Consider the following 22,004-nt stretch of genomic DNA (forward strand, 5'->3'; position numbering starts at 1 on the left):
CCGCCGTCCTCGTCGGCCTCGGCGTCACCACCCTCTCCATGACCCCCCGCGCCCTGCCCGCCGTGAACAAGGTCCTGGCCACCATCACCCTCCCCCAAGCCCAGCACCTCGCCACCCTCGCCCTCGCAGCCCCCACCGCCCAACACGCCCGCGACACCACCCGCAACCACCTCCCCATCCTCACCACCCTCGGCCTCTGAAGACCGGTAGTCTGTGGCGGACCCGCCACGACCCTCCCAACGACAAGGAGCACTCCATGGCAGAACGCACCGCAACGATCGGCTCCCGCGTGGGCCTCCACGCCCGCCCCGCGGCCATCTTCGCCGAGGCGGCCGGCGATGTCGGCCTCGACGTCACGATCGCGAAGGTCGGCGACCCGGTCGACGAGGCCATGGACGCCTCGAGCATCCTCTCCCTCATGAGCCTCGGCGCCGAGTACGGCGAGAAGGTCGTCCTGCGTGCGGAGGGCCCGGGCGCCGACGAGGCGCTCGACAAGCTCGTCACCGTCCTCGAGACGGACCACGACGCGGAGTAGCGCGGGCCGATCCCCGGCGCCCGTCAGCCCCCTTCCGGGGCCGGCGGGCGCCGCGCTGTATCCGGCGCGAATGGACCCCTAAAGGTCACGAATCGATAACAACCGGACGCAACGAGGAACCGCCGCGGCGGGCAGCGCGCCTGCGCCGGCCACGCGGCGTCGTGCACGGCCGGATCGGCGCGATGGCGGGCATGCCGGGGCCGGTCGCCGGGCTCGAGCCGCGCCGAAGCTCTCGCCGAGCACCAGCGGCGGCGTGACGCCCGCCATAGCGTTAACCGATGCGGAGCTCTCAGATCGGATCTCCGCCTAGTAGACTTGATGGTCATGTCACGAGACCACAGTCAGATGACCGCACACGAACGGCCCCAGCGGGTCGTCTTCCGAAAGCGCCGGCTGAGAGTCGACGACGTCAATGTGGTGGACCAGCCGATGCTCAAGAGGGCCATCGGGGGGACCATCGTCGGGAACACCATGGAGTGGTTCGACGTGGGCGTCTTCGGATACCTCATCACCACCATGGGCCCCGTCTTCCTCCCCGAGGCTGACCGAACCGTCCAGACGCTGTTCCTCCTCGGAACGTTCGCCGCGACCTTCATCGCACGCCCGGCCGGCGGCGTGTTCTTCGGCTGGCTCGGGGACAAGATGGGCCGCCAGCGCGTGCTCGCGATGACCCTGATCATCATGGCCGCCTCCACCTTCGCCCTCGGCCTCCTGCCCGGCTACGCCCAGATCGGCGTCTGGGCGGCGATCCTGCTGGTCGTCGTCAAGCTCGTCCAGGGCTTCTCGACCGGCGGCGAGTACGCCGGCGCGACGACCTTCGTGAGCGAGTACGCCGCGGACAGGCGCCGCGGCTTCCTCGCGAGCTTCCTCGACATGGGCTCCTACCTCGGCTTCGCGCTCGGCGCCGCGGTCGTGTCCGTGCTCCAGCTGACCCTCGGCCAGGAGGCCATGGAGGCCTACGGCTGGCGCATCCCCTTCCTGATCGCCGGCCCTCTCGGGGCGATCGCGATCTGGTTCCGCCTCCGCATCGAGGAGAGCCCCGCGTTCAAGGCCTCGCTCGAGGCCCAGCAGCAGATGGCGCACGAGCTGGCGACCCACGACGAGATCGCGACCAAGGGCCCCCTCGCGATTGTGCGCAGCTACTGGCGCCAGATCCTCGTGGCCATGGTCCTCGTCGCCGCCGCAAACACGGTCGGCTACGCGCTCACGTCCTACATGCCGACGTACCTGACCACCTCGAAGGGCTACGACGAGCTGCACGGCACGATCCTGACGATCCCGGTCCTCGTGGTCATGAGCCTCTGCATCCCGCTCACGGGCAAGCTCTCCGACCGGATCGGCCGCCGCCCGGTCCTGTGGATCGGTGCCGCGAGCACGATCGTCCTGTCCATCCCGGCCTTCCTGCTCATCGGCGTCGGCACGGTCGTCACCACCCTGATCGGCCTCGCGCTCGTCGCGTTCCCCGTGACGTTCTACGTGGCGAACCTCGCCTCCGCGCTGCCCGCGCAGTTCCCGACCGCAAGCCGCTACGGCGCGATGGGCATCGCGTACAACTTCGCGGTCGCGATCTTCGGCGGCACCACGCCGTTCATCATCGACGCGCTCATCCAGGCCACGGGCAACGACATGATGCCCGCCTACTACCTCATGGCGACCTCCGTGGTCGGCGCCGTGGCGATCTGGTTCCTGCGCGAGTCCGCCCAGCGTCCCCTGCCCGGCTCGCTCCCGAGCGTCGACACCGAGGCCGAGGCGCGCGACGTCGTCGCCCATCAGGACCAGGACCCGCACATCGACCTCGAGCACATGCCGCTCACCGAGGTGCCGGTGGCGGTGGCGGACGACGGCGTGGCGCTGCAGCTTCCGCTCGACCACCCGGCCGCCGTCGAGGCAGCCGAGGAGGCCGGCGTGGACCTGGAGGCCACGGCGCTCGAGGCGCAGGTCTCCGGCGAGGCACCCGTCGCCTCAGGCCCGATCTCGGGGCCGGTGCCCAGGGTGCCCCAGCCCGCTGCGGCCCACCAGGGCTGACGCGCTGATCAGTCCCGCACGTCGATCCCGAGCTGCGCGGCCATGAGCTCTGCGAGCTCCACGGCCTGCATGCTGCTCAGGATGGCGCCACGGAGCCCGTCGACCCCGGCAACCCGGTGGAGGCGGGCTCCGCGCACGTCCACGTCCGTGAGCGAGGCCTGCGTGACGTCGAGGCTCTCCACGGTGCTGCCCTGCAGCGAGACCCGCGTCGCCGTGGCACCGCCCAGGTCCAGCTCGTCGATCGCGCAGTCGGCGAACAGGACGTCCTGCAGGCTCGCACCGCGCAGGTTCACGTAGCCCAGCTTGCAGCCCCGGAGCACGACGCCGCGGAGCTCGCCGTCGTACAGCTCCGCGGAGCCGATGCGCGAAGCCTCGACCTCGACGCCGCGCCAGCGCGACCGCGGGGCGGCGAGACGGGGCGCCCCGAGCCGCTCGAGGCGGCAGTCGAGGAACGAAGCCGAGCGGAGGTCGGCGTCGTGCGCTGCGACGTCCCGGAAGGAGCATTCGGCGAAGGTCGTGCCCTCGAGGGCCAGGCCGGCGAGGTCCGTGCCCTCGAAGGCGAGGCCCTCGGTGCGCCCACCGGGCTCGATGTCGCCCGCGAACCCCGTGTCGAGGCCGTCGAGGCGGAGGGGATCGAGGCGCGGAGCGGACTGGTCACCGGACGAGGGGGCGGGGCGGGACTGGCGGGCCATGCGACGAGCCTAGCCGCCTAGGACATCCTGCGGCGGTACGCGACCATCGCGAAGCCGTACGCCACGACGAGGATGCCGGTGCACCAGGCGAGCGCGGTCCAGAGGTCGGCGCCGACCGGCTCCTGGGCGAGCAGGTCGCGGATCGCGTTGACGATCGACGTCACCGGCTGGTGCTCGGCGAATGCCCGCACCGGGCCCGGCATGGTCGCGGTCGGGACGAACGCCGAGCTGATGAACGGCAGGATGATGAGCGGATAGGAGAAGGCGCTCGCGCCGTCCACCGACTTGGCGGTCAGGCCCGGGATGACGGCGATCCACGTCAGCGCGAGCGTGAACAGCACCAGTATCCCTGCGACCGCGAGCCATTCGAGCACTCCCGCCCCGGAGCGGAAGCCCATGAGGAGCGCGACGAGCACCACCACCACGACCGAGATCAGGTTCGCGACGAGTGAGGTGAGCACGTGCGCCCACAGCACGGCTGAGCGCGCAATGGGCATGGACTGGAACCGGGCGAAGATGCCTCCCTTCGTGTCCAGGAACAGCCGGTAGGCGGTATAGGAGATGCCGGAGGCGATCGTGATCAGCAGGATGCCGGGCAGGAGGTATCCCACGTACGAGTCGGAGCCCGAGTTGATCGCACCGCCGAACACGTAGACGAACAGCAGCATGAAGGCGATCGGCATGAGGGCGGTCGTGATGATGGTGTCCAGGCTGCGGGCGATGTGGCGAAGGGAACGCCCGGTCAGGACGGCGGTGTCGCCGAGGAAGTGCGTTGTCATCGGAGTTCCTTGGTCTGGTCATGGGCCTTGCCGACTGGTTTCCCCTGGTGCTCCCCGGCGGTCTGGCCGCCCACGAGTGCGAGGAAGACGTCCTCGAGGGTGGGCTGCTTCTCCACGTATTCGACCCGGGCGGGCGGGAGGAGCTGCTTGAGCTCGGCGAGCGTGCCGTCCACGAGGATCCGGCCGTGGTGCAGGATCGCGATCCGGTCAGCAAGCTGTTCCGCCTCGTCGAGGTACTGCGTGGTGAGCAGCACCGTGGTGCCGTTCGCGGCAAGCTCCCTGACGGCCTGCCACACCTCGAGGCGCGCTTCGGGGTCGAGGCCGGTGGTCGGCTCGTCGAGGAAGATGACCGGCGGATTGCCGATCAGGCTCATCGCGATGTCGAGCCGGCGGCGCATGCCGCCTGAGTACGTGGACACCTTGCGCGACCCGGCCTCGATGAGCGAGAAGCGCTCGAGCAGGCCGTCCGCAACGCGGCCGGGGTCCGCGAGGTGCCGGAGCCGCGCGACCAGCACGAGGTTCTCGCGTCCGGTGAGGACCTCGTCGACGGCCGCGAACTGTCCCGTCAGGCTGATGGAGGCGCGCACGTCCGACGCGTGGGCGGCGACGTCCCAGCCGTTGACGGCGGCAGCACCGGCGTCGGCCGCCAGGAGCGTCGAGAGGATGTTCACGACCGTCGTCTTGCCGGCGCCGTTGGAGCCGAGGAGGGCGAAGATGCTCCCGCGCGCAACGTCGAAGTCGACGCCGCGCAGCACCTCCACCTCCTTGTAGGACTTCTCCAGACCGGCCACGTGGATGGCAGGCTCGGCTGGCGGGTGGGTTGTGGGCATGACAGTACTCCTTTCCGAAGTACGTCGTTCTGCAGGAACTGCCGTGTTCTCGGCGCGCTTCAGGCCCGCCGGATGGTCACCGACCCATAGCTCGTACGGGCGGTGAGCTCGAGACGCTCGGCGGCAGCGGGGGGCGACGCCGAGCGGCTGAGTTCGTTGCGTATGCGGCCGTGGCTGGTGGAGACATCGACCTTGGCTGTGGTGCCCACAGCGATCCCGACCACGAGGTCGGAATAGGTGGACGTGATGGAGAGGCTGCCCGAGACGGCCTCGCGGACGCGGATGGAGCCGTAGGGGCACGTGACCTCTGCCGCCCCGGCGACGCGCCCCAGGGACACTTCCCCGGTCGTGCACTTGACGCGCAGCGCGCCGGTCACGTCCTCGACGCGCACTCCGCCCGTGGACGAGACGAGCGAGGCCTCCTCGCGCACGCGGCCCACCTCGACGTCGCCCGCCGAGGTCTCCAGTTCGAGTGAGACGCCGTCCTCGACCCTGACGTCCCCTGCATGGGTCTTGGCCTTGGCCCGTGCAAGGGCTCCTGTGGCGATGATGTCGCCGAAGGCCGTCGAGGCCTCCAGGTCCGAGCCCGCGGGGAGCTTGACGGTCACCACCACGGCCCCCGGGCGCCCGAGGAAGCCCAAGCCGCGGACCTTCGGCGCGAGGACCTCGAGCCGGCCTTCCCAGAAGTCGACAGCGGTCGCCTCGGCGGCTTCCTTGTCCGCCTTGCGCCCGGCGTGCACTGGAGCCACCTCGACGGTTGCGGTGTTCTGCTCGGATGCGTGCACGATGACGTCGCCGAGGCTCAGCTCGATGAGCGCGCGCACCGGCTGCTGCGTCTCGAACTGCTCCATCAGTACACCCACCCCTCGAGCCGGGAGCCGCTGCGGCCCTCAGGCGCGCCCGGGTCGGCCTGGACGGGCTTCTGGAGGGTGGGCCGGAGGGCGGCGGTGAGCGTGCGGACGAGGAACGCGTTGACGGAGAGCCCCTCCCGTTCCGCCGCCTCCTCGATCTGCGCCTTCAGCCAGTCGGGCGGACGGAAGCTGATGCGGGCGGTGCCGGCCTCGCTGGGAGGCTCCGACGCGGCGTCGTCCATGGCGCCAGACGGCACCGTCGTGACGTCGCTGCGGTCAGCCGCCGCGGGGGATCCCGTGGGGTGCGTGACGACGAAGTCGATCTCCCTCCCCCGGAGGCGCAGCTCGGCTGCGCCCGGGGCCAGATCGAGCGTGACCTCCTGCATTGCCTCGGAGAGCGCGTCTTGGAGGACGAGGCGGGCGGCTGCCTGCAGCGGCAGCGCGAGCCGTTCGGCCAGCTCAACCATCTCGTCCCCGCCAAGCGCCGCAGCGTCGGCGAGGTGCCGGCTCAGCGTCAGGAGGTGCACGTCGATATTCATGACACCATTGTGACGCCATTATGGCGTCACCACAAGGGCAGATCGGCCCTCTCGAAGACGCCCCCGAGCCCTTTCGGGCGTCTAGGCTGGGCGCATGACTGACGGCGCGCAGACGCAACGGCTCACCATCGCGATCCTCGACGACTACCAGGGCGTGGCCCGCGAGCTCGCCGACTGGTCCCCGCTCGAGGTGGCCGGGCACGAGATCACCGTCTTCCGTGAACACCTCGGGTTCGACGACGACGCCGTGGTCGCCGCGCTCGAGCCGTTCGACGTCGTCGTGGCCATGCGCGAGCGCACCCCGCTGCGGGCGGAGCGACTCGAGCGGCTTCCGAACCTGAAGCTCATCGTCTCGACCGGGCGGCGCAACGCCTCCATCGACCTCAAGACGACCCCGCTGAAGGGCATCACGGTCTGCGGTACCGGCTACCTGCCGGCGCCCGCCGCCGAGCACACATGGGCCCTGATCCACGCCGCGACCCGGAGGCTCGACGCGGAGCTCGGCTCCGGAGGCTCGGGGTGGACCCACGACGCCGGGTGGCAGACCACCGTGGGACGCGGGCTCGAGGGGCGACGGCTCGGTGTGCTGGGCCTGGGCAACCTCGGCAGCCGGGTGGCGAGGGTGGGCCTCGCGTTCGGCATGGAGGTCGTGGCGTGGAGCGAGAACCTCACTGAGGAGCGGGCGGCCGAAGTCGGCGTCCGGCGGGTGGAGAAGGACGAGCTGTTCGCGGGCTCGGACATCCTCTCCGTGCACCTGGTCCTGTCGAAGCGGTCGCGCGGCCTCGTCGGCGCGGCGGAGCTGGCGCTCATGAAGCCCGACTCCGTCCTCGTCAACACCTCACGCGGCCCGATCATCGACGAGTCCGCCCTCGTCGAGGCGCTGAGTGCGGGGCAGATCGGCTGCGCGGCGCTGGACGTGTACGAGGTCGAGCCTCTCCCTGCCGACCACCCCCTTCGGACCGCGCCGCGCACCGTCCTGACCCCGCACATCGGGTACGTGACGCGCGAGCAGTACGAGGTGTTCTACCGGGACGCGGTGGAGGACATCGAGGCGTGGGCGGCCGGGTCGCCGGTGCGGGTCATGGAGCTCCCTCCCCGCTGACCTCCGTCCCCCTCCCGCGTCTGGGGGTCACCTCCTGAGGGTCACCCTCTGGGGGTCACCTCCTGGGGGTCACCTCCTGGGGGTCACCTCCTGGGGGTCACCTCCTGGGGGTCACCTCCTGGGGGTCACCTCCTGGGGGTCACCTTCTAAGGGTCACCTACGTGCGCCGCGCCCGGCGCGCGGGCCCGCCGAGGAGACGGTCGGGCAGGACCTTCGAGGCCGCAACCGTGGCCTTGTACAACACGGAAGGCACCGAAACGGCCTTCCCGGCAAGGTTGTCCCTGAGCCCGTCGCGCACCACCCGATCGGCGCGCAGCCAGATCCAGGCGGGCAGGTAGCGCGTCTCCATGCCCATCCGGCTGTGGAACTCCGTCCTGGTGAGCCCCGGGCAGAGCGCCGTGACGTGCACTCCCGATCGCCGGTAGTGGACGTTGGCCCAGCGGCTGAAGGTCAGGAGCCAGGCCTTCGCCGCGGCATAGGTTCCGCGCGGCAGGTACGCGGCAACGGACGCGACGTTGATGATGCGGCCCTCGCCGCGCGCCAGCATGCCCGGGAGCGCGGCATGGCACAGGCTCATCGCGGCCTCGACGTGCAGGCGGAGGTGGTTCACCTCGTCCAGGAGCGTGTTGTCCTGGAAGTCGTGCAGGAGCCCGTGGCCAGCGTTGTTGACGAGGATTCCCACGGGCCTGCTCGGATCCTTCGCGCGGGCGACGGCGAAAGCTAGCCCCTCGGGGTCCGTGAGGTCGACATCCACGACCTCGACCTCCACCCCGTGCTCTGCGCTGAGCCCGCGGGCCGCGGCTTCGAGGCGCTCGCGGTGGCGGGCGACCAGGACCAGATCGTGTCCCTCGGCCGCGAGCTGGCGGGCGAATTCGGCCCCCAGGCCGCTGCTCGCCCCGGTGATCAGCGCCGTCGTCATGCGCTACAGCCTACGGGAACGTGCGCCCCTGCCCGTTGTGGGGGCGCAGCGCCCGGCGCCCCTCAGCCCCGCAGGGTGGCGAGGATGCCGCCGGCGGTGCCGCGCGCCGTCGTGCCCCACTCGGCGAGGAGTCCGGCGAGGTCCTCGCCGTCGGCCCGCCGCGCGGCCACGCCGTCCGCGACGGAGGCGAGCACCGCGGTGCGCAGCTCGGTGTTGACGTTGACCTTGCCGACGCGGAACGACGCCGCGCTGGCCAGATCCGCGGCAGAGATCCCCGAGGCGCCGTGCAGCACGAGCGGCACCGGGCTCTCCTGCGCGATCCGACCGAGGACGTCCCAGCGGATCTGCGGCTCGCCCCTGTACCGGCCGTGCACGTTCCCGATTGCGACCGCGAGCAGCTGAACGCCCGACCGCTCGACGAACGCGCGGACCTCCTCCGGGTCGGTGAGCCCGGCGGCGTCCTGGGCAAAGGCCTTGTCCTCGTCGCCGGCGAGTCCGCCGAGCTCTCCCTCGAGGACCACGTCCGGCCCGACCACGTCGCGGACGTGCCGCACGAATGCGATGTTGTCCTCGAGGGCGAACGCCGAGCCGTCCGCGAGGACCGCATCCGCACCGGCGGCGACGGCGTCGGCGATCACGCGCGGGTCGGAGGCGTGGTCGAGCTGGACGCACACGGGCACGGAGGCGCCGTCGGCGAGCGTCCGGAGCGCAGTCATGAGCCGGAGCCCATCGCGGGTGGCGGCGGTCTTGGGGGCGACATTGAGCACGACGGCGAGCCCCGCCTCCTCAGCGGCCGTCACCACGGCGGTGGCCGTGGCGAAGTCGTAGCACGTGAACGCCGGGACGGCCCCGCCCGAGAGGAGCGAGGCCGTCACGACGTCGTCGAGACGACAGCGCATCAGTGCCCGAGCCCGCCGACGAGGAGCCACGCGACGGACGTGAGCAGGAAGCCTGCTACGCCGAGGACGGTGGTCAGGACCGTCCAGGTCTTGAGGCCGTCGGCGACCGTGAGCCCGTAGTAGCGCACCACGACCCAGAAGCCGGCGTCGGTCACATGGGAGAGGCCGAGGGAGCCGAAGCCGATCGCGATGACGATGACGGCGATCTGCGCCGGGGTGTCCCCGCCGTTCTGGATCGCGGCGGTCAGGAGGCCCGTGGTCGTGACGATCGCGACTGTCGCGGAGCCCTGGGCCGCGCGGAGGGCCAGGGAGATGACGAAGCCCAGAAGGATGATCGGGAGGCCGATGCCGTCGAGGGTCGTGGACAGCGCGGCGCCGATGCCGGAGACCCGAAGGACCTCGCCGAACACACCGCCCGCGGCGACGATCATGAGGATCGAAGCGATCGGGGGCAGGGACTGCTCGAAGATCTCGCCGGTCTCCTTGAGGGACCAGCCGCGTCGCACTGCAAGGGTGAAGAACGAGATTCCTACCGCCACGAGGAGCGCCAGGAAGGGGTTGCCGATGAACGAGGCGACGCCGTAGAGGGGGTTGCTCTTCGGGAGCGTGAGGGTCCCGACGGTGCCGAGCATGATCTGCACGATCGGGGCCGCGATGAGGGCGACGATGAGGCCCGCCTTCGGCGGGGCCATGACTGCGCCCGGGGTCCTGAGAGCGGTTGCGACGCCGCCGTGGCCGGAGCCGCTGTTCCCGGCGCCGCCGTGACCGTGCGGGTGCTCGTGGCCCGCGTGGACGGTCTCCGGGCTGCCGTACTCGTCGAGCTGGGCCTTGACCGTGGGCAGGAGCTCCATGGGGCGGCGGTTCATGATGCGGGCCACCCAGTAGGAGAGGAAGCCGAGCGGCACGCAGATCGCCAGGGAGATCATCGTGATGAGGCCGATGTCCGCCCCGAGGACGCCCGCGCCGGCCACGATGCCGGGGTGCGGCGGGACCGCCACATGGATCGAGAGCATGATGCCGGCCATGGGCAGGCCGAACTTGATCGGGTGCACGTTCAGGAGCTTGGCGAACGCGTAGACGATCGGGACGAGGACGATCGCGCCGACCTCGAAGAACACGGGGATCGCGACGAGGAAGCCGACGAGCGTGAGCGAGACGGCGACGCGCGTGGGGCCGAACCGCTCGACGAAGTGGTCCGCGAGGGACTGGACGCCGCCGGAGACCTCGATCATGCGGCCGAGGATGGCGCCGAGGGCGATGAGCAGGGCGACCTTGCCCATCGTCGAGCCGACGCCGTTGGACACGACCGTGAAGATGTCCGTCAGCGGGATCTGCGCAGCCACGGCGACCGCGATGCTCACGGTGAGCAGCGCGACGAATGCCTGGATCTTGAAGCGGATGATCATCACGAGCAGTACGGCGACGCCGAGCGCCGCGATCGTGAGGAGGAGCGGCGTGCCGAGCTCGACGGCGGGCTTGATCGGCGCGGCGTCGGCCAGCGGAACCGCCGCGCGCGCTCCGAGGATGGTCAGGGGGTTCACTTCACTGGTTTCCTTCGACTGTGGGCCGGGCGCGAAGCCGGCAGGGGGCAGGAGGCGGTGAGGCCCGCGTCGCCGGGGGCCTGCGGGGACGCGGCGTCAGGCGGTGCGCTTGGCGGGGGCGACGACCTTGATGACGGCGGAGTCGTCCGCGGCGGCGAGGCCCTGGGCCTGGCCGAGCAGGTAGAGCTGCTCGGCGGCCGCGGCGACGGGGGCGGCGAGCCCGACCGAGCGGGCGGCCTTGCCGACGATGCCCATGTCCTTGACGAAGATGTCGAGGCGCGAGAGGACCTCGGCCCCGTCCTCGGAGTAGGCCTCCAGCATGCGCGGCCCGCGGTTGGAGAGCATGAACGAGCCTGCGGCCCCGGCGCCGAGCGCCTCGAGGGTCTTGGCGGCGTCGAGGCCGAGCGCGTCCGCGAGGGCGAGGGCCTCGGCGGCGGCGGCGATGTGGACGCCGCACAGGAGCTGGTTGACGGTCTTGAGGGCCTGTCCGTCGCCGGGCTTGTCCCCCACCACGGTCAGCGTCGAGGCGAGGAGCGTCAGCACGGGGCGGGCCTTCTCGAGGTCCGACGGCGTCGCACCGACGACGATGAGCAGGTCGCCCTCGCCGGCCCGGACGGGGCCCCCGGAGAGCGGGGCGTCGACGAGGCCGACGCCGAGCTCGGCCAGGCGCGCGGCGGTGCCGGGGATCGCGTCGGTCCCGACCGTGCTGGTGAGGATCACGACGGCGCCCGGAGCGAGCGCGGAGGCCACGCCGTTCGCCCCGAAGAGGACCTCGTCCAGCTGCTCGCCGTTGCGGACCGCGAGCAGGAGCGCGCCGGCGCCCTCGACCGCCTCGCGCGCCGAGGCGAAGGTCGCGATGCCCGCGGCGGCGGCGAGGTCGAGGCGGGCCTGGGCGATGTCGAAGCCGTGGACGGTGAGGCCTGTGGCCAGGCGCGTGGCCATGGGCAGGCCCATGGCGCCGAGGCCGAGGACGGCGACCGTCTGGGTGGACGTGGCCGTGGCGGAAGAGGCAGCGGCGGCAGAAGTGTCGGACACGGGTGTTCTCCTATGAACGAGGGGGATCGGAAGAGGGGAGGGGGCGGAGCGGGTTTCGGCTGCGCTCAACCCGCCGGTGGGTCAGAAGGTGGCGCTGAGGGTCTTGGTGACCTTGGCGAGGGACTCGTCGTCGCCGACGTTCCCGGCGAAGACGACATAGGGGATGCCGCGGGCTGGCCCGGCCACCGGTTCCCAGAGCGAGACGATCCCCGGGAGCATGGGCCCGCGCACGATGGCGCGGCGGATCTCGAGGCCGTGCGCGGCCACGTCGGAGGAGGTGATGCCGCCCTTGGCGATGACGAAGCGCGGGGGCGTCGTCTTGAGCACGGTGTTGACCACGCTCACGACGGCGGCGCTCACCGTGCGCGCAATCTCGAGGCTGCGCGCCGGGTCGTCGGTCTTCACGAGGGTGCGGGAGGTGTGGACGATGACGTCGCCCTCCGCGAGGGCGCGCACGACGGCGGCGACCGTCGCCTCGATGTGGGCTGCCGCCCGTTCCGGGTCGAGAAGCTGGTTGACGTCGATCTCGATCGTCCGGGCGGAGGCGTGCTGGGCGGTCAGCCGTTCTAGCTGGCGGGTCGTGAGGCCCACGTGGGAGCCGACGACGATCAGGCCGCCCGTGGCGAGGTCTTCCCGTGCGCCGCCGGTCTCGGCGGCGGCCGAGGCGCCGTAGACCTCCTCGGCGGTGAGCGGCTCGCGGATCTCCTGGCCGATCCGGCCGCGGACGAAGGGCGGTCCGACGCGGTAGAGGAGCGCCTTGCCCCGGCGCTCCGCCTCCTCGAGGCCGAGGGCGAGGGCACGGAAGTCGTTCTCGCCGGCGATGTCGGCCACGATCGGGGTCGAGCCGATGGCCGGGGCGATCGCGTCGGCGATGGCCCCTGCACCCGCGCGGATCGTTCCGAGGTCGAGGACGATCACGTCGTCGGAGCGCACGCGGCCACCGGACTTCTCCTCGACGTACGCGGGCAGGTAGGAGGTCGAGAAGCCGAAGGTCGCGTCCTTCGCGAACTCCGTCTCGCTCACGGGGGTCAGCGCGGGGTGGGCCGCGCCGTCGGTGCCGTCGCCCGCGGCGGGGGTCGCCGCCGTCGTGCGCATGAAGTGCTCGCCGCCGATGGTGAGGCGGCCGGCGTCGGGGAACGCGGGGACCATCACGACGCCGTCGACCGGCGCGCCGCCGTGCGCTGCGATGCTCTCGGCGAGGACGTCGGTCTCCAGGGGGAAGTGGCCGCGGAGGGTCGAGTCGCTGCGGCTCACGAACGCGAGGGCGGTGCCGGACTCCCTGGCAGCCTCGGTCGCCGCCGCCACGACCTCGCGGTTGCGCTCGGCCGCCTCGGCCGGGTCCAGGCTGCGCGTGTTCGTCAGGACGTAGACGGCCGCGGGACGGGCTCCGCCGATCCGGGAGCCGAAGGCCCACCGGAAGTCCTCGACGTCCCAGCGGGTGAGGACCGGGAGGTCTGCGACGGACTGCGTGCCGGTGGGGTCGTCGTCGAGGACCACCAGGACGCGGCCCGAGCGCTCGACCGCGTCCGCGACCTCGCGAGCGGAGACCTCGCGCTCGGCGGGGTAGGGGGCCAGGGCTTCGGCTTCGAGGAGCATGGCGACACTTCCTTGTGCTGGGGTGAGCTTGCTGGGCGGGCGGCGTACGCCTTCTGTAAGATGTCAGACATCTAATCTGCCCATTAGAGTGACACACAACTCAGGTCGGCGCAAGGCGAGGGCGGCTTCCGTAGACTGACGCGGAACGGAGCCCGACCCACACGCGGAGGGCACAGGGAAGGGGAGCCGGTGGCACGCAAGTCACTCGTCGGCGAGGTGGCCGACGAGCTGCTGGACCGCATCATCTCCGGCGAGTTCGCTCCGGGCGCGCTCGTGCCGGGCGAGCTCGAGCTCGTCGAGCACCACGAGGTCAGCCGCATGACGGTGCGCGAGGCGATCAAGACCCTCACGGCGCAGAACATCCTCCGGGTCGAGCGGGGCCGGGGTACGTTCGTCAACCCGGTGAACCGCTGGAGCTCGCTGCACGCCGTGCTGCGCGCGACGAGCGAGGGCACCGACGGCAACGACGCCGCGGTCCAGCTCATCGAACTGCGACGCATGCTCGAGACGGGCGCCTGCGAACTGGCGGCCGCGCGAATCTCGGAGGACGACCTGGCGGCGCTGGACGTCTTCGTGGGCCAGATGCGCGACGCCCACGATGCCGGGGACCTCGAGCGCTTCGTAGATGCAGACCTCGCGTTCCACGACGTGATCCTCCACGCGTCCGAGAATGCGTTCGTCGCGGTGCTCTTCGAGCCGCTCAGCCGGGTCCTCGCCGAGCGGCGCTCCGAGACGTCCGCCGTGCCCGAGATCCAGGAGCACGCGATCGCGATGCACCAGAGGGTGGCGAGCGCGCTCCACAGCCGGGACCCCCACGCCGCGCGCGAGGCGATGGACCGGCACATGCAGCAGACGCTCGACGACCTGCGCGCCTACGTCCTGAAGACGTAGGCGCGCAGGCCGTGGCGGGTGCGCCGCAGAGGTCAGGCGACCTGTGCGGTGAGGCCCACTGCCTTGATGGCCGCCGAGGCCGCTGCCTCGTCGTTGTCGGAGGATTCGCCGCTGATGCCCACGGCGCCCTGGACCGAACCGTCGTCGCCCAGCACGAGCACGCCGCCCGGAACGGGGACGAGCCGGCCCCCGAGGGCGGCCGTTGCCGAGGCGATGAAGTACGGCTGCTGCTCGGCGCGCTCCATCAGGGCTCGGGAGCCCATCCCGAGGGCGAGCGCACCGTAGGCCTTGCCCTGGGCGATCTCGAAGCGGTTGTTCGAGGCGCCGTCCTGGCGCGCGGCGGCCACGAGGTGCCCGCCCGCATCCAGGACGACGACCGTCAGGGGCTTGAATCCGCGGTCGAGGCGGACGGCGAAGGCCTCCGCGACGATGGCCTGGGCAGTGTCGAGGTTCAGGCTCATGATGCGCTCCTGGTCAGGTGGTGGCTGGCCTTCTCGGCCGCGCGGCGGCGGTGGAGGATCGGTTCGGTGTAGCCAGCAGGCTGCGCGGCTCCCTCGAGCAGCAGCTCGCGGGCGGCCAGGAAGGCCTCAGTGTCGAATGAGGGCGCCATCGGCAGGTAGTCGGGGTCCGCGGCGTTCTGCTCGTCGACCACCGCGGCCATGCGCCGGAGCGAGTCCTCCACCTCCTGCTCGGTGATGACGCCGTGCAGGAGCCAGTTGGAGACGTGCTGGGAGCTGATGCGGCAGGTGGCCCGGTCCTCCATCAGCGCCGTGCCGTGGATGTCCGGGACCTTGGAGCAGCCGACGCCGGCGTTCACCCAGCGCACGACGTAGCCGAGCGTGCTCTGGACGTTGTTGTCCAGCTCGTTGCGCCGGGCCTGCGCATCCCACTCCCGCGGGTCCCCGGTCGGGATGGTCAGCAGCTGCTGCAGCGTCGACCGCCGGCCCCCGCCGAGCTCGGCCTGCCGGGCGTCCACGTCGACCTCGTGGTAGTGGATCGCGTGGAGCGTCGCCGCGGTGGGCGAGGGGACCCAGGCGCAGTTGGCGCCGGCGAGCGGGTGGGCGCCCTTCTGGGCGAGCATGTCCGCCAGGTTGTCCGGAGCCGCCCACATGCCCTTGCCGATCTGCGCGCGCCCGCGGAAACCGCACTCGAGCCCGATGTCCACGTTCGCGTCCTCGTAGGCCTTGATCCATGCGGTCGAGCGCATGTCCGCCTTGCGGACCATGGGCCCGGCGAGCATCGAGGTGTGGATCTCGTCGCCGGTGCGGTCCAGGAACCCGGTGTTGATGAACACCACCCGCTCGCGGGCCTCGAAGATGCAGGCCTTGAGGTTGGCGGAGGTGCGGCGTTCCTCGTCCATGATGCCGATCTTGATTGTCAGCGGCTTCAGGCCCAAGACGGATTCGGCTCCGGCGAGCAGGGCGCAGGCCACGGCGACCTCCTGCGGCCCGTGCATCTTGGGCTTGACGACGTACACGGAGCCGGTCCGGGAGTTGCCTCCGGCGCGCTCGCCGCGCAGGTCGTGCACCGAGCCGAGGCCCGTGAACAGCGCGTCGAGGATCTCCTCGGGGACCGGGTCCCCGTCGGCGTCGAGGACGGCATCGCTGGTCATGAGGTGGCCCACCTGGCGGATGAGCAGGAGGGAGCGGCCCGGCAGCGTCAGCTCGGCGCCGTCAGGCGCGGTGTAGGCGCGGTCGGGATTGAGCCGGCGGAGGTGGGTGCTGCCGCCCTTCTCCACCTCGGCGGTCAGCGTGCCCTGCATGAGCTGGAGCCAGTTGCGGTAGCCCACCACCTTGTCGGCCGCGTCGACGGCGGCGACGGAGTCCTCGAGGTCCATGATCGTGGTGACCGCGGACTCGAGCACGATGTCCTTCACGCCGGCGGCGTCCCCCGAGCCGATGCGGTGGTCACGGTCGATCTGGATCTCCGCGTGGAGCCCGTGGTGCGCCAGCAGCACCGCCTCCGGCTCGGAGGCAGCGCCCCGGTAGCCGGCGAACTGGGACGGCTCGCGCAGGCCGACGGCGCCGGCCGGGGTCTCGGCGACCAGCGCGCCGTCGACCACCCGGTACGCGGTCACGTCTGCGTGCGAGCCGCTCTCCAGCGGCACGTTCTCGTCCAGGAACTGCCGGCCGCGGGCCACGACGGCGGCGCCCCGGACGGGGTTGTAGCCGCGGGTGCGCTCGCGCCCCTCCGCCTCGTCGATGACGTCCGTGCCGTACAGCGCGTCGTAGAGCGACCCCCAGCGGGCGTTCGCCGCGTTCGCCGCGAAGCGGGCGTTGAGCAGCGGCACCACCAGCTGCGGCCCCGACACGCTCGCGATCTCGGGGTCGACACGGTCGGTCGAGATGGCGAAGTCCCCGGGCTCGTCGACGAGGTAGCCGATCGAGCGCAGGAAGGCCTCGTATTCTTCCGGGTCCACGGGCCCCGCACCCGCGGCGCGGTGGAACTCGTCGATCTGCTCCTGCATCCGGCCCCGGATCCCCAGCAGCTCGCGCACCTTCGGAGAGAACTCGCCGACGAGGGCGGCTGCCCCCGACCAGAAGGACTCCTCGTCGATCCCCATGCCCGGGAGTGCTTCGTCCCGGACGAAGGAGTAAAGCTCCTCGGCCACACTCAGCCCGTGCGTCTCCACGCGGTCGCGCATGCTTCCAACCCTTCTTCGCTTCCGCTATGCGGAACTACTTTGTCGAATAGCAAGAGACTCTACTGAGGCGGCCGCCACTCGTCAATGGGAGGTCGGACCACATCCGATCCGTCGCAAGGACCGGATCGGATGTGTGGACTGACCATTGACGGTGACCGCAGTCACACCTAGACTCCCAGCAGGTTATTCCGCATCGCGAGATCTCATTTCCGCCTCCGGTAGCCGCTCCCATCGCAGACAAAGGAGTCTCTGTGACCACGTTCCACCAGATAGTCGATCCCCTGGGGGGTTCGCTCGCCGTCGCCGCCCTGCTCGCGGCCCTCCCCCTGATCCTCCTGTTCGTCCTGCTGGGCATCTTCCGGACGAAGGCATGGAAGGCCGCCGTCTCGAGCCTGGCGCTCTCCATGGTCCTCGCCGTCGTCGTCTGGCAGATGCCCGTCGAGCAGACCCTGAGCGCGACCGCCGCCGGCGTGTTCTACGGCTTCTTCCCGATCCTCTGGATCCTCATCAACGCCCTCTGGGTCTACAAGCTGACCACCGCCACCCGGTGGTTCGAGGTCCTGGGCACCACCATCCGGTCCATCTCGAGCGATCTCCGCATCCTGGTCATCCTCATCGCATTCTGCTTCGGGGCGCTCCTCGAAGCACTGGCCGGCTTCGGCGCGCCCGTGGCCATCACCTCGGCCATGCTGATGGCGGCCGGGATGAAGCCGCTCAAGTCCGCCACGGTCTCCCTGCTCGCCAACACGGCGCCGGTCGCGTTCGGCGCGATGGGCTCGCCCGTCATCGCCCTGAGCGGCGTCACCGGCATCCCGCTCGCCACCGTCTCCGCGATGGCCGGCCGGCAGACGCCGTTCCTGGCCCTCATCGTCCCGCTCCTCCTCGTCTTCATCGTCGACGGCAAGCGCGGCGTCCGCCAGACCTGGCCCGCAGCAGTCGTCGGCGGCGTCGTGTTCGCGGTCGTCCAGTTCCTGACGTCGAACTACTTCACCGTCGAGCTCACGGACGTCACGGCGAGCATCGCGGCGATCGGCGCCGTGCTCTTGCTGCTCCGCGTGTGGAAGCCCGCCACCGTCACGATCGACGACGGGGCCGAGGTCCCGGCCGACGGGGCGGCCGAGGTCGTCACCCTCACGAGCCACGCGGCCGGCACCCAGTCCGCGGCGGCCACCGGGGCGCACGACGGCGCCACGCACCTCGCGACGCGGGGTCCGGCTCTGCCGGGGGCCGGCTCGGCGGCGGGCGACGGCGCGGCCGCCCGTCCTTCGCCTCGGGAGATCTGGATGGCGGTCGCGCCCTATCTGGTGATCATCGCCGTCTTCTCGCTCTCCCAGATCCCGGCCGTCAAGTCCTGGCTGACGGACGCGGGCGGCTTCTCGTTCCGCTGGCCCGGCCTCGACGTCGTCGGGACGAACGGCAAGCCGGTCTCGTCCCAGACCATGCGGTTCGACCACCTCAAGGCGACGGGAACGCTTCTCCTCATCTCCGGGCTCATCACCCTGGCCCTCTACCGGATCCCCTTCCGTGCGGGCGTGAGGATCTACGGCGAGACGCTCAGGATGCTGCGGTGGACCATCCTCACCGTCTCCTCCGTCCTGGCACTGTCCTTCGTCATGAACCTCTCCGGCGAGACCGGAACCCTCGGCGTGGCGCTGGCCTCGGCGGGCGGGATCTTCGCCCTGCTCTCCCCCGTCCTCGGCTGGATCGGTGTCGCCCTCACGGGCTCCGACACCTCGGCCAACTCGCTCTTCGGCCAGCTCCAGGTGACCGCCGCATCCCACGCCGGCCTCTCCCCCGTGCTGATGGCCGCGACCAACTCCTCCGCGGGCGTCCTGGGCAAGATGCTCTCCCTGCAGAACCTCGCCGTCGCTGCGGCCGCAGTCGGCCTCGACGGCTCCGAGAGCACCCTGTTCCGCCGGCTCCTCGGCTGGAGCATCGGCCTGCTCGTCCTCCTGACCCTGCTCGTCGTACTGCAGACCAACGTCCTCTCCTGGATGGTCCCGTGACCATGGCGGGCTCTGCCTCCACCCCTGATCGACACGACACCGAAAGCCACACGATGCCCCTCCAGACCGAGTACCCCACGACCGAAGCCACGGCCAGTTCGGCAACTGCCGCCGTCATCGCCGCCCACCCCCGCGCCACCTCGGACCCGCAGGCCCGCGCCGCAGTGGCGACCGACCGCTCCGGCTACGTGCCCGCGACGCTGCCCGACGGCGTCGTGCGTGCGGAGAGCGCGGACGACGTGATCGAGGCGCTCCGCCTCGCCCACGCCCACAACGTGCCTGTGGTGCCTCGCGGCGCCGGCACCGGCCTCGCCGCAGGTGCGAGCGCGCACGCGGGAGAGATCGTCGTCGACGTCTCCGGCATGGACCGGATCCTCGAGATCGACCCGGTGGAGATGATCGCCGTCGTCCAGCCCGGCGTGCTCAACGCCGAGGTCAACGCCGCGGCCGCCGAGCACGGCCTCTTCTACGCCCCGGACCCGGCGAGCACCGCCATCTGCTCGATCGGCGGCAACATCGCGACCAATGCGGGCGGCATGTGGTGCGCGAAGTACGGGGTGACCCGGGAATCCGTGCTTGGCCTGACCGTCGTGCTCGCGGACGGGCGCGTCGTGCGCACCGGACGCCGCACGATCAAGGGCGTCACCGGATACGACCTCAACGCCCTGTTCATCGGCTCAGAGGGGACGCTGGGGATCGTGGTCGAGGCGACGCTTCGGCTCCGGCCCCGGCCGGTGCGCACCGAGACGCTCGCGGCCTACTTCGACGACATCGAGGCGGCCGGCCTGGCGGCGTCTGCCATCACTGCTGCGCGCATCCAGCCCTCCATCCTCGAACTCATGGACGGCCCCACCCTCGGCGCCGTCGACCGAGCCGAGGGCACGCACCACCGCGAGCTCGGCGGTGCATTCCTCCTCGCCCAGACCGACGGCTACGGAGCCCACCTCGAGCTCGACGAGATCGCCCGGGCCATCGAGCCCTACGCATCCTCGGTCCACCGCGCCGGCAGCGCCGAGGAGGCTGAGGCCCTCGTCAAGGCCCGCCGCGACGCCATCCCGTCCCTCGAGAAGCTGGGGCGCGTCTCCATCGGGGACATCGCGGTTCCCCGCAACAGGCTCGCCGAGGCCTTCACCGGGCTCGAGGAGATCTCCGCCCGCACCGGCGTGCCGATCTTCAGCGTCGCCCACGCCGCAGACGGGAACCTCCACCCCATGATCGTCGTGGACCAGGACACCTCGATCACGGAGGGGCCCGCGAAGGAGGCCCTCGGCGACATGTTCCACCTCGCGCAGGGCCTGGGCGGCACGCTCACCGGCGAGCACGGAGTCGGGCTGCTGAAGCGGCAGTGGGTCGAGGAGGAGGTCGGGGAGATCTCGCGCTCCCTCCAGGGCGCCATCAAGGCCGCGTTCGACCCGACCGGCATCCTGAACCCCGGAAAGGCCATCTGACCCCTGCGCGGGACCCGCCCCCGCCGGCGCCGCACCTCAGACGGCGTCGGTGGGGGCCGCCCGGTGGTCGATTTCGGCGGCGAGCGCGTCGATGCGCGCCAGCGCGTCGTCGAGCCTCGTGACGGTCGACCAGAGGTCGGGATGCTCTTCCCGGATCTCCTCGAGAGTGCTGCCCGCCGAACGGAGCGAGCCCAGGTCGAAGCTGACGTTGGCGCGGGCACCGGCGATGGCGGCGCGCAGCGCGCCGAACGCGACGACCACGTCGGCGACCAGCGCCGGGTTGCCGTTGGCGGCCAGCCATGCGAGGTCGTCGATGGACCCCGCAGCCCGCTCGCCCAGCACTGCCGACGACGCGGCCGCGTCGAGGGAGGCAGCGTGGACTGCGCGGTCCCGTTCGGGCCCCGCGTCCAGCCGGAACGCCGCTCCGAACGCCTGGGACGCGGCGGCGTCGTCGTCGGCCAGGGCGAGGGCCTCCCGCCGGAGGGCCTGCGCCCGTGCACGGACGGCCTCGACCTCATCGCGGCCGTCCTCGGCGTCGGTGTAGCCGGCGACCATCGAGGTCAGGGAGGCGGCCACGGCCAGCATGACCCCGGTCCCCGCCCCGCCGCCGGGCGCGCCGGTGGACTCGGCGAGAGCCCTCGTCCACTCCTCTACGGTCGAAGCCTGGGTGCTGGCCTGCAGCGAATCGTCCATGACGTGACCCTGCCCATTCCGGCCCCCATCTACACGGGAACCGCAGGAGCGCGGCCGGTCAGCGGCCGGCCGTCCCCACGACTGCCACGGCGTCCAGCTCCTCGTCCGATTCGATGCGGGGGGCCAGCCCATGGCTGGCGAACAGCTCCGCCGCCGTCTCCGCCTGCCGCCGGCTCACCTCGATCACGAGCACACCGCCGTCCGCGAGCCACTCCGGCGCCGCCGAGGCGATGCTGCGGTGGAAGTCGAGTCCGTCGCTACCGCCGTCCAGCGCCAGGAGCGGCTCGTGCTCGCGCGCTTCGGGGGGCATGAACGGGATGGACGCGGTGGGCACGTAGGGGGCGTTGGCCGTCAGGACCTGGACCCGTCCCCGCAGCGGCGCGGGCAGGGCCTCGAACAGATCACCGCGGTGCACTGTCCCGCCCCACGGCGCGAGGTTCCGCCGCGCGTACTCCACAGCCGTCGGGTCCACGTCCGCCGCGTGGAGCTCGAGGGCGGCACCGTCGGCGAGCGCAGCGGCGATCGCAACCCCGATCGCGCCCGACCCGCAGCAGAGGTCGACGACGACGGCGGGCGGGGGGCCGGCGTCGTGCGCGGCACCCGCGGGACGTGACTCCCAGGAGGTGACCCCCAGACGGGAGGCGTGGAGGTGGGCCACCGCGAGGCGGACGAGCAGCTCGCTGCGCCGCCGCGGGACGAACACGCCGGGCCCGACGGCAATGCGCCGGCCGGCGAAGTCCGCCCAGCCGAGCAGGTGCTCGAGCGGCTCCCCGGCCACCCGGCGCGCCACAAGTCCCTCCAGACGGCCAGTGTCCCGGCATGCCTCGACCAGGAGCCTCGCCTCCTTCTCGGCGAAGACGCATCCGGCGGCTCGCAGCCGCCTCACCACGTTGTCCACCACCGGGGCCGCGGACTCTGGCCAAGCACTGGTCACGGGGATAGTCTGCCAGCACTCGCAGGGCCGGAAGAGGCCCCCACG

At 71.6% G+C, this 22,004-nt stretch carries 20 protein-coding genes and 1 pseudogene; 7 read left to right on the forward strand and 14 right to left on the reverse strand.

What is annotated here, in order from left to right:
- The 3 genes and pseudogenes from ACQ5BE_RS12100 to ACQ5BE_RS12110 form a co-directional block, all read left to right on the forward strand.
- Positions 1 to 200 (forward strand): annotated as a pseudogene (locus ACQ5BE_RS12100) (phosphoenolpyruvate--protein phosphotransferase); the annotation flags it as partial.
- Between the two features lie 56 nt (positions 201 to 256).
- Entirely contained in the window at positions 257 to 535 is a 279-nt protein-coding gene (locus tag ACQ5BE_RS12105) for an HPr family phosphocarrier protein (RefSeq protein ID WP_430297253.1), read from the forward strand.
- A 345-nt stretch (positions 536 to 880) separates the two neighbouring features.
- Positions 881 to 2,560, forward strand: a complete 1,680-nt coding sequence (locus tag ACQ5BE_RS12110; protein ID WP_430297254.1) for an MFS transporter — start codon at positions 881 to 883, stop codon at positions 2,558 to 2,560.
- Positions 2,561 to 2,568: 8 nt separating this feature from the next.
- Here ACQ5BE_RS12110 and ACQ5BE_RS12115 read toward each other — a convergent pair whose 3' ends face one another.
- Genes ACQ5BE_RS12115 through ACQ5BE_RS12135 form a run of 5 tightly spaced genes read right to left on the reverse strand, consistent with a single transcriptional unit; the run spans position 2,569 to position 6,251 of the window.
- Complete coding sequence (locus ACQ5BE_RS12115; RefSeq protein WP_430297255.1) at positions 2,569 to 3,252, reverse strand: pentapeptide repeat-containing protein; 684 nt, start codon at positions 3,250 to 3,252, stop codon at positions 2,569 to 2,571.
- 17 nt (positions 3,253 to 3,269) lie between these two features.
- The gene (locus tag ACQ5BE_RS12120; protein WP_344299808.1) at positions 3,270 to 4,031 is read right to left on the reverse strand and encodes an ABC transporter permease; all 762 of its coding nucleotides are present in this window, start codon (positions 4,029 to 4,031) and stop codon (positions 3,270 to 3,272) included.
- Positions 4,028 to 4,861: an ABC transporter ATP-binding protein gene (locus ACQ5BE_RS12125; protein ID WP_430297256.1), complete on the reverse strand. Its 834-nt coding sequence runs from the start codon at positions 4,859 to 4,861 to the stop codon at positions 4,028 to 4,030. The genes ACQ5BE_RS12120 and ACQ5BE_RS12125 overlap by 4 nt, the downstream gene beginning before the upstream one ends.
- 59 nt (positions 4,862 to 4,920) lie before the next feature.
- Positions 4,921 to 5,712 carry a DUF4097 family beta strand repeat-containing protein gene (locus tag ACQ5BE_RS12130; protein ID WP_430297257.1) on the reverse strand — a complete coding sequence of 264 codons (792 nt, stop codon included), beginning with the start codon at positions 5,710 to 5,712 and terminating at the stop codon, positions 4,921 to 4,923.
- Entirely contained in the window at positions 5,712 to 6,251 is a 540-nt protein-coding gene (locus tag ACQ5BE_RS12135; RefSeq protein WP_430297258.1) for a histidine kinase, read from the reverse strand. Before ACQ5BE_RS12135 ends, ACQ5BE_RS12130 begins: the two co-directional genes overlap by 1 nt.
- 94 nt (positions 6,252 to 6,345) lie before the next feature.
- On the opposite strand from ACQ5BE_RS12135, the gene ACQ5BE_RS12140 reads away from it, so the two are divergent.
- The gene (locus ACQ5BE_RS12140; RefSeq protein ID WP_430297259.1) at positions 6,346 to 7,353 is read left to right on the forward strand and encodes a D-2-hydroxyacid dehydrogenase family protein; all 1,008 of its coding nucleotides are present in this window, start codon (positions 6,346 to 6,348) and stop codon (positions 7,351 to 7,353) included.
- 157 nt (positions 7,354 to 7,510) lie between these two features.
- Here ACQ5BE_RS12140 and ACQ5BE_RS12145 read toward each other — a convergent pair whose 3' ends face one another.
- From ACQ5BE_RS12145 to ACQ5BE_RS12165, 5 genes are all read right to left on the reverse strand, one after another.
- A complete protein-coding gene (locus tag ACQ5BE_RS12145) occupies positions 7,511 to 8,272 on the reverse strand; it encodes an SDR family NAD(P)-dependent oxidoreductase (protein ID WP_208711304.1) in 762 nt (253 codons plus the stop codon).
- A 62-nt stretch (positions 8,273 to 8,334) separates the two neighbouring features.
- Positions 8,335 to 9,171: a class II fructose-bisphosphate aldolase gene (locus tag ACQ5BE_RS12150; protein WP_430297260.1), complete on the reverse strand. Its 837-nt coding sequence runs from the start codon at positions 9,169 to 9,171 to the stop codon at positions 8,335 to 8,337.
- On the reverse strand, positions 9,171 to 10,712 hold the full coding sequence (locus ACQ5BE_RS12155) for a GntP family transporter (RefSeq protein ID WP_430297261.1): 1,542 nt from the start codon (positions 10,710 to 10,712) through the stop codon (positions 9,171 to 9,173). Before ACQ5BE_RS12155 ends, ACQ5BE_RS12150 begins: the two co-directional genes overlap by 1 nt.
- A 96-nt stretch (positions 10,713 to 10,808) precedes the next feature.
- Entirely contained in the window at positions 10,809 to 11,747 is a 939-nt protein-coding gene (locus tag ACQ5BE_RS12160) for an NAD(P)-dependent oxidoreductase (RefSeq protein ID WP_430297262.1), read from the reverse strand.
- Between the two features lie 81 nt (positions 11,748 to 11,828).
- Positions 11,829 to 13,343, reverse strand: coding sequence for a four-carbon acid sugar kinase family protein (locus ACQ5BE_RS12165; protein WP_430297263.1), 1,515 nt, complete (start codon positions 13,341 to 13,343; stop codon positions 11,829 to 11,831).
- A gap of 189 nt (positions 13,344 to 13,532) precedes the next feature.
- On the opposite strand from ACQ5BE_RS12165, the gene ACQ5BE_RS12170 reads away from it, so the two are divergent.
- A complete protein-coding gene (locus ACQ5BE_RS12170) occupies positions 13,533 to 14,234 on the forward strand; it encodes a FadR/GntR family transcriptional regulator (protein ID WP_208711298.1) in 702 nt (233 codons plus the stop codon).
- A 32-nt stretch (positions 14,235 to 14,266) separates the two neighbouring features.
- Here ACQ5BE_RS12170 and ACQ5BE_RS12175 read toward each other — a convergent pair whose 3' ends face one another.
- Together ACQ5BE_RS12175 and ACQ5BE_RS12180 are read right to left on the reverse strand one after the other, a co-directional pair.
- Entirely contained in the window at positions 14,267 to 14,695 is a 429-nt protein-coding gene (locus ACQ5BE_RS12175) for a GlcG/HbpS family heme-binding protein (RefSeq protein WP_430297264.1), read from the reverse strand.
- On the reverse strand, positions 14,692 to 16,878 hold the full coding sequence (locus ACQ5BE_RS12180) for a malate synthase G (RefSeq protein ID WP_430297265.1): 2,187 nt from the start codon (positions 16,876 to 16,878) through the stop codon (positions 14,692 to 14,694). The genes ACQ5BE_RS12175 and ACQ5BE_RS12180 overlap by 4 nt, the downstream gene beginning before the upstream one ends.
- Before the next feature lie 251 nt (positions 16,879 to 17,129).
- Between ACQ5BE_RS12180 and ACQ5BE_RS12185 the strand changes: the two genes are divergently transcribed.
- Positions 17,130 to 18,884 (forward strand): L-lactate permease, encoded by a 1,755-nt coding sequence (locus tag ACQ5BE_RS12185; RefSeq protein WP_430297266.1) that lies wholly within the window; start codon positions 17,130 to 17,132, stop codon positions 18,882 to 18,884.
- Positions 18,885 to 18,937: 53 nt separating this feature from the next.
- Positions 18,938 to 20,332, forward strand: a complete 1,395-nt coding sequence (locus tag ACQ5BE_RS12190; RefSeq protein WP_430297267.1) for an FAD-binding oxidoreductase — start codon at positions 18,938 to 18,940, stop codon at positions 20,330 to 20,332.
- A gap of 36 nt (positions 20,333 to 20,368) precedes the next feature.
- Here the strand turns inward: ACQ5BE_RS12190 and ACQ5BE_RS12195 are convergent, their stop codons facing one another.
- Positions 20,369 to 21,025, reverse strand: a complete 657-nt coding sequence (locus tag ACQ5BE_RS12195) for a cyclodeaminase/cyclohydrolase family protein (RefSeq protein WP_430297268.1) — start codon at positions 21,023 to 21,025, stop codon at positions 20,369 to 20,371.
- Positions 21,026 to 21,083: 58 nt separating this feature from the next.
- Positions 21,084 to 21,959 carry a putative protein N(5)-glutamine methyltransferase gene (locus tag ACQ5BE_RS12200; RefSeq protein WP_430297269.1) on the reverse strand — a complete coding sequence of 292 codons (876 nt, stop codon included), beginning with the start codon at positions 21,957 to 21,959 and terminating at the stop codon, positions 21,084 to 21,086.
- Between the last annotated feature and the right edge of the window lie 45 nt (positions 21,960 to 22,004).

Origin of the sequence: Sinomonas sp. B1-1, from assembly GCF_050474465.1 — a bacterium.
Taxonomy (GTDB): Bacteria; Actinomycetota; Actinomycetes; order Actinomycetales; family Micrococcaceae; genus Sinomonas; species Sinomonas flava.

Bases quoted from the DNA above. Each gene is read 5' to 3' on its own strand.
- ACQ5BE_RS12195 (WP_430297268.1), bottom strand. From the start codon at position 21,025: ATGGACGATTCGCTGCAGGCCAGCACCCAGGCTTCGACCGTAGAGGAG.
- ACQ5BE_RS12140 (WP_430297259.1), top strand. From the start codon at position 6,346: ATGACTGACGGCGCGCAGACGCAACGGCTCACCATCGCGATCCTCGAC.
- ACQ5BE_RS12180 (WP_430297265.1), bottom strand. From the start codon at position 16,878: ATGCGCGACCGCGTGGAGACGCACGGGCTGAGTGTGGCCGAGGAGCTT.
- ACQ5BE_RS12125 (WP_430297256.1), bottom strand. From the start codon at position 4,861: ATGCCCACAACCCACCCGCCAGCCGAGCCTGCCATCCACGTGGCCGGT.
- ACQ5BE_RS12150 (WP_430297260.1), bottom strand. From the start codon at position 9,171: ATGCGCTGTCGTCTCGACGACGTCGTGACGGCCTCGCTCCTCTCGGGC.
- ACQ5BE_RS12105 (WP_430297253.1), top strand. From the start codon at position 257: ATGGCAGAACGCACCGCAACGATCGGCTCCCGCGTGGGCCTCCACGCC.
- ACQ5BE_RS12135 (WP_430297258.1), bottom strand. From the start codon at position 6,251: ATGAATATCGACGTGCACCTCCTGACGCTGAGCCGGCACCTCGCCGAC.
- ACQ5BE_RS12190 (WP_430297267.1), top strand. From the start codon at position 18,938: ATGCCCCTCCAGACCGAGTACCCCACGACCGAAGCCACGGCCAGTTCG.
- ACQ5BE_RS12175 (WP_430297264.1), bottom strand. From the start codon at position 14,695: ATGAGCCTGAACCTCGACACTGCCCAGGCCATCGTCGCGGAGGCCTTC.
- ACQ5BE_RS12115 (WP_430297255.1), bottom strand. From the start codon at position 3,252: ATGGCCCGCCAGTCCCGCCCCGCCCCCTCGTCCGGTGACCAGTCCGCT.
- ACQ5BE_RS12130 (WP_430297257.1), bottom strand. From the start codon at position 5,712: ATGGAGCAGTTCGAGACGCAGCAGCCGGTGCGCGCGCTCATCGAGCTG.
- ACQ5BE_RS12165 (WP_430297263.1), bottom strand. From the start codon at position 13,343: ATGCTCCTCGAAGCCGAAGCCCTGGCCCCCTACCCCGCCGAGCGCGAG.
- ACQ5BE_RS12120 (WP_344299808.1), bottom strand. From the start codon at position 4,031: ATGACAACGCACTTCCTCGGCGACACCGCCGTCCTGACCGGGCGTTCC.
- ACQ5BE_RS12110 (WP_430297254.1), top strand. From the start codon at position 881: ATGACCGCACACGAACGGCCCCAGCGGGTCGTCTTCCGAAAGCGCCGG.
- ACQ5BE_RS12145 (WP_208711304.1), bottom strand. From the start codon at position 8,272: ATGACGACGGCGCTGATCACCGGGGCGAGCAGCGGCCTGGGGGCCGAA.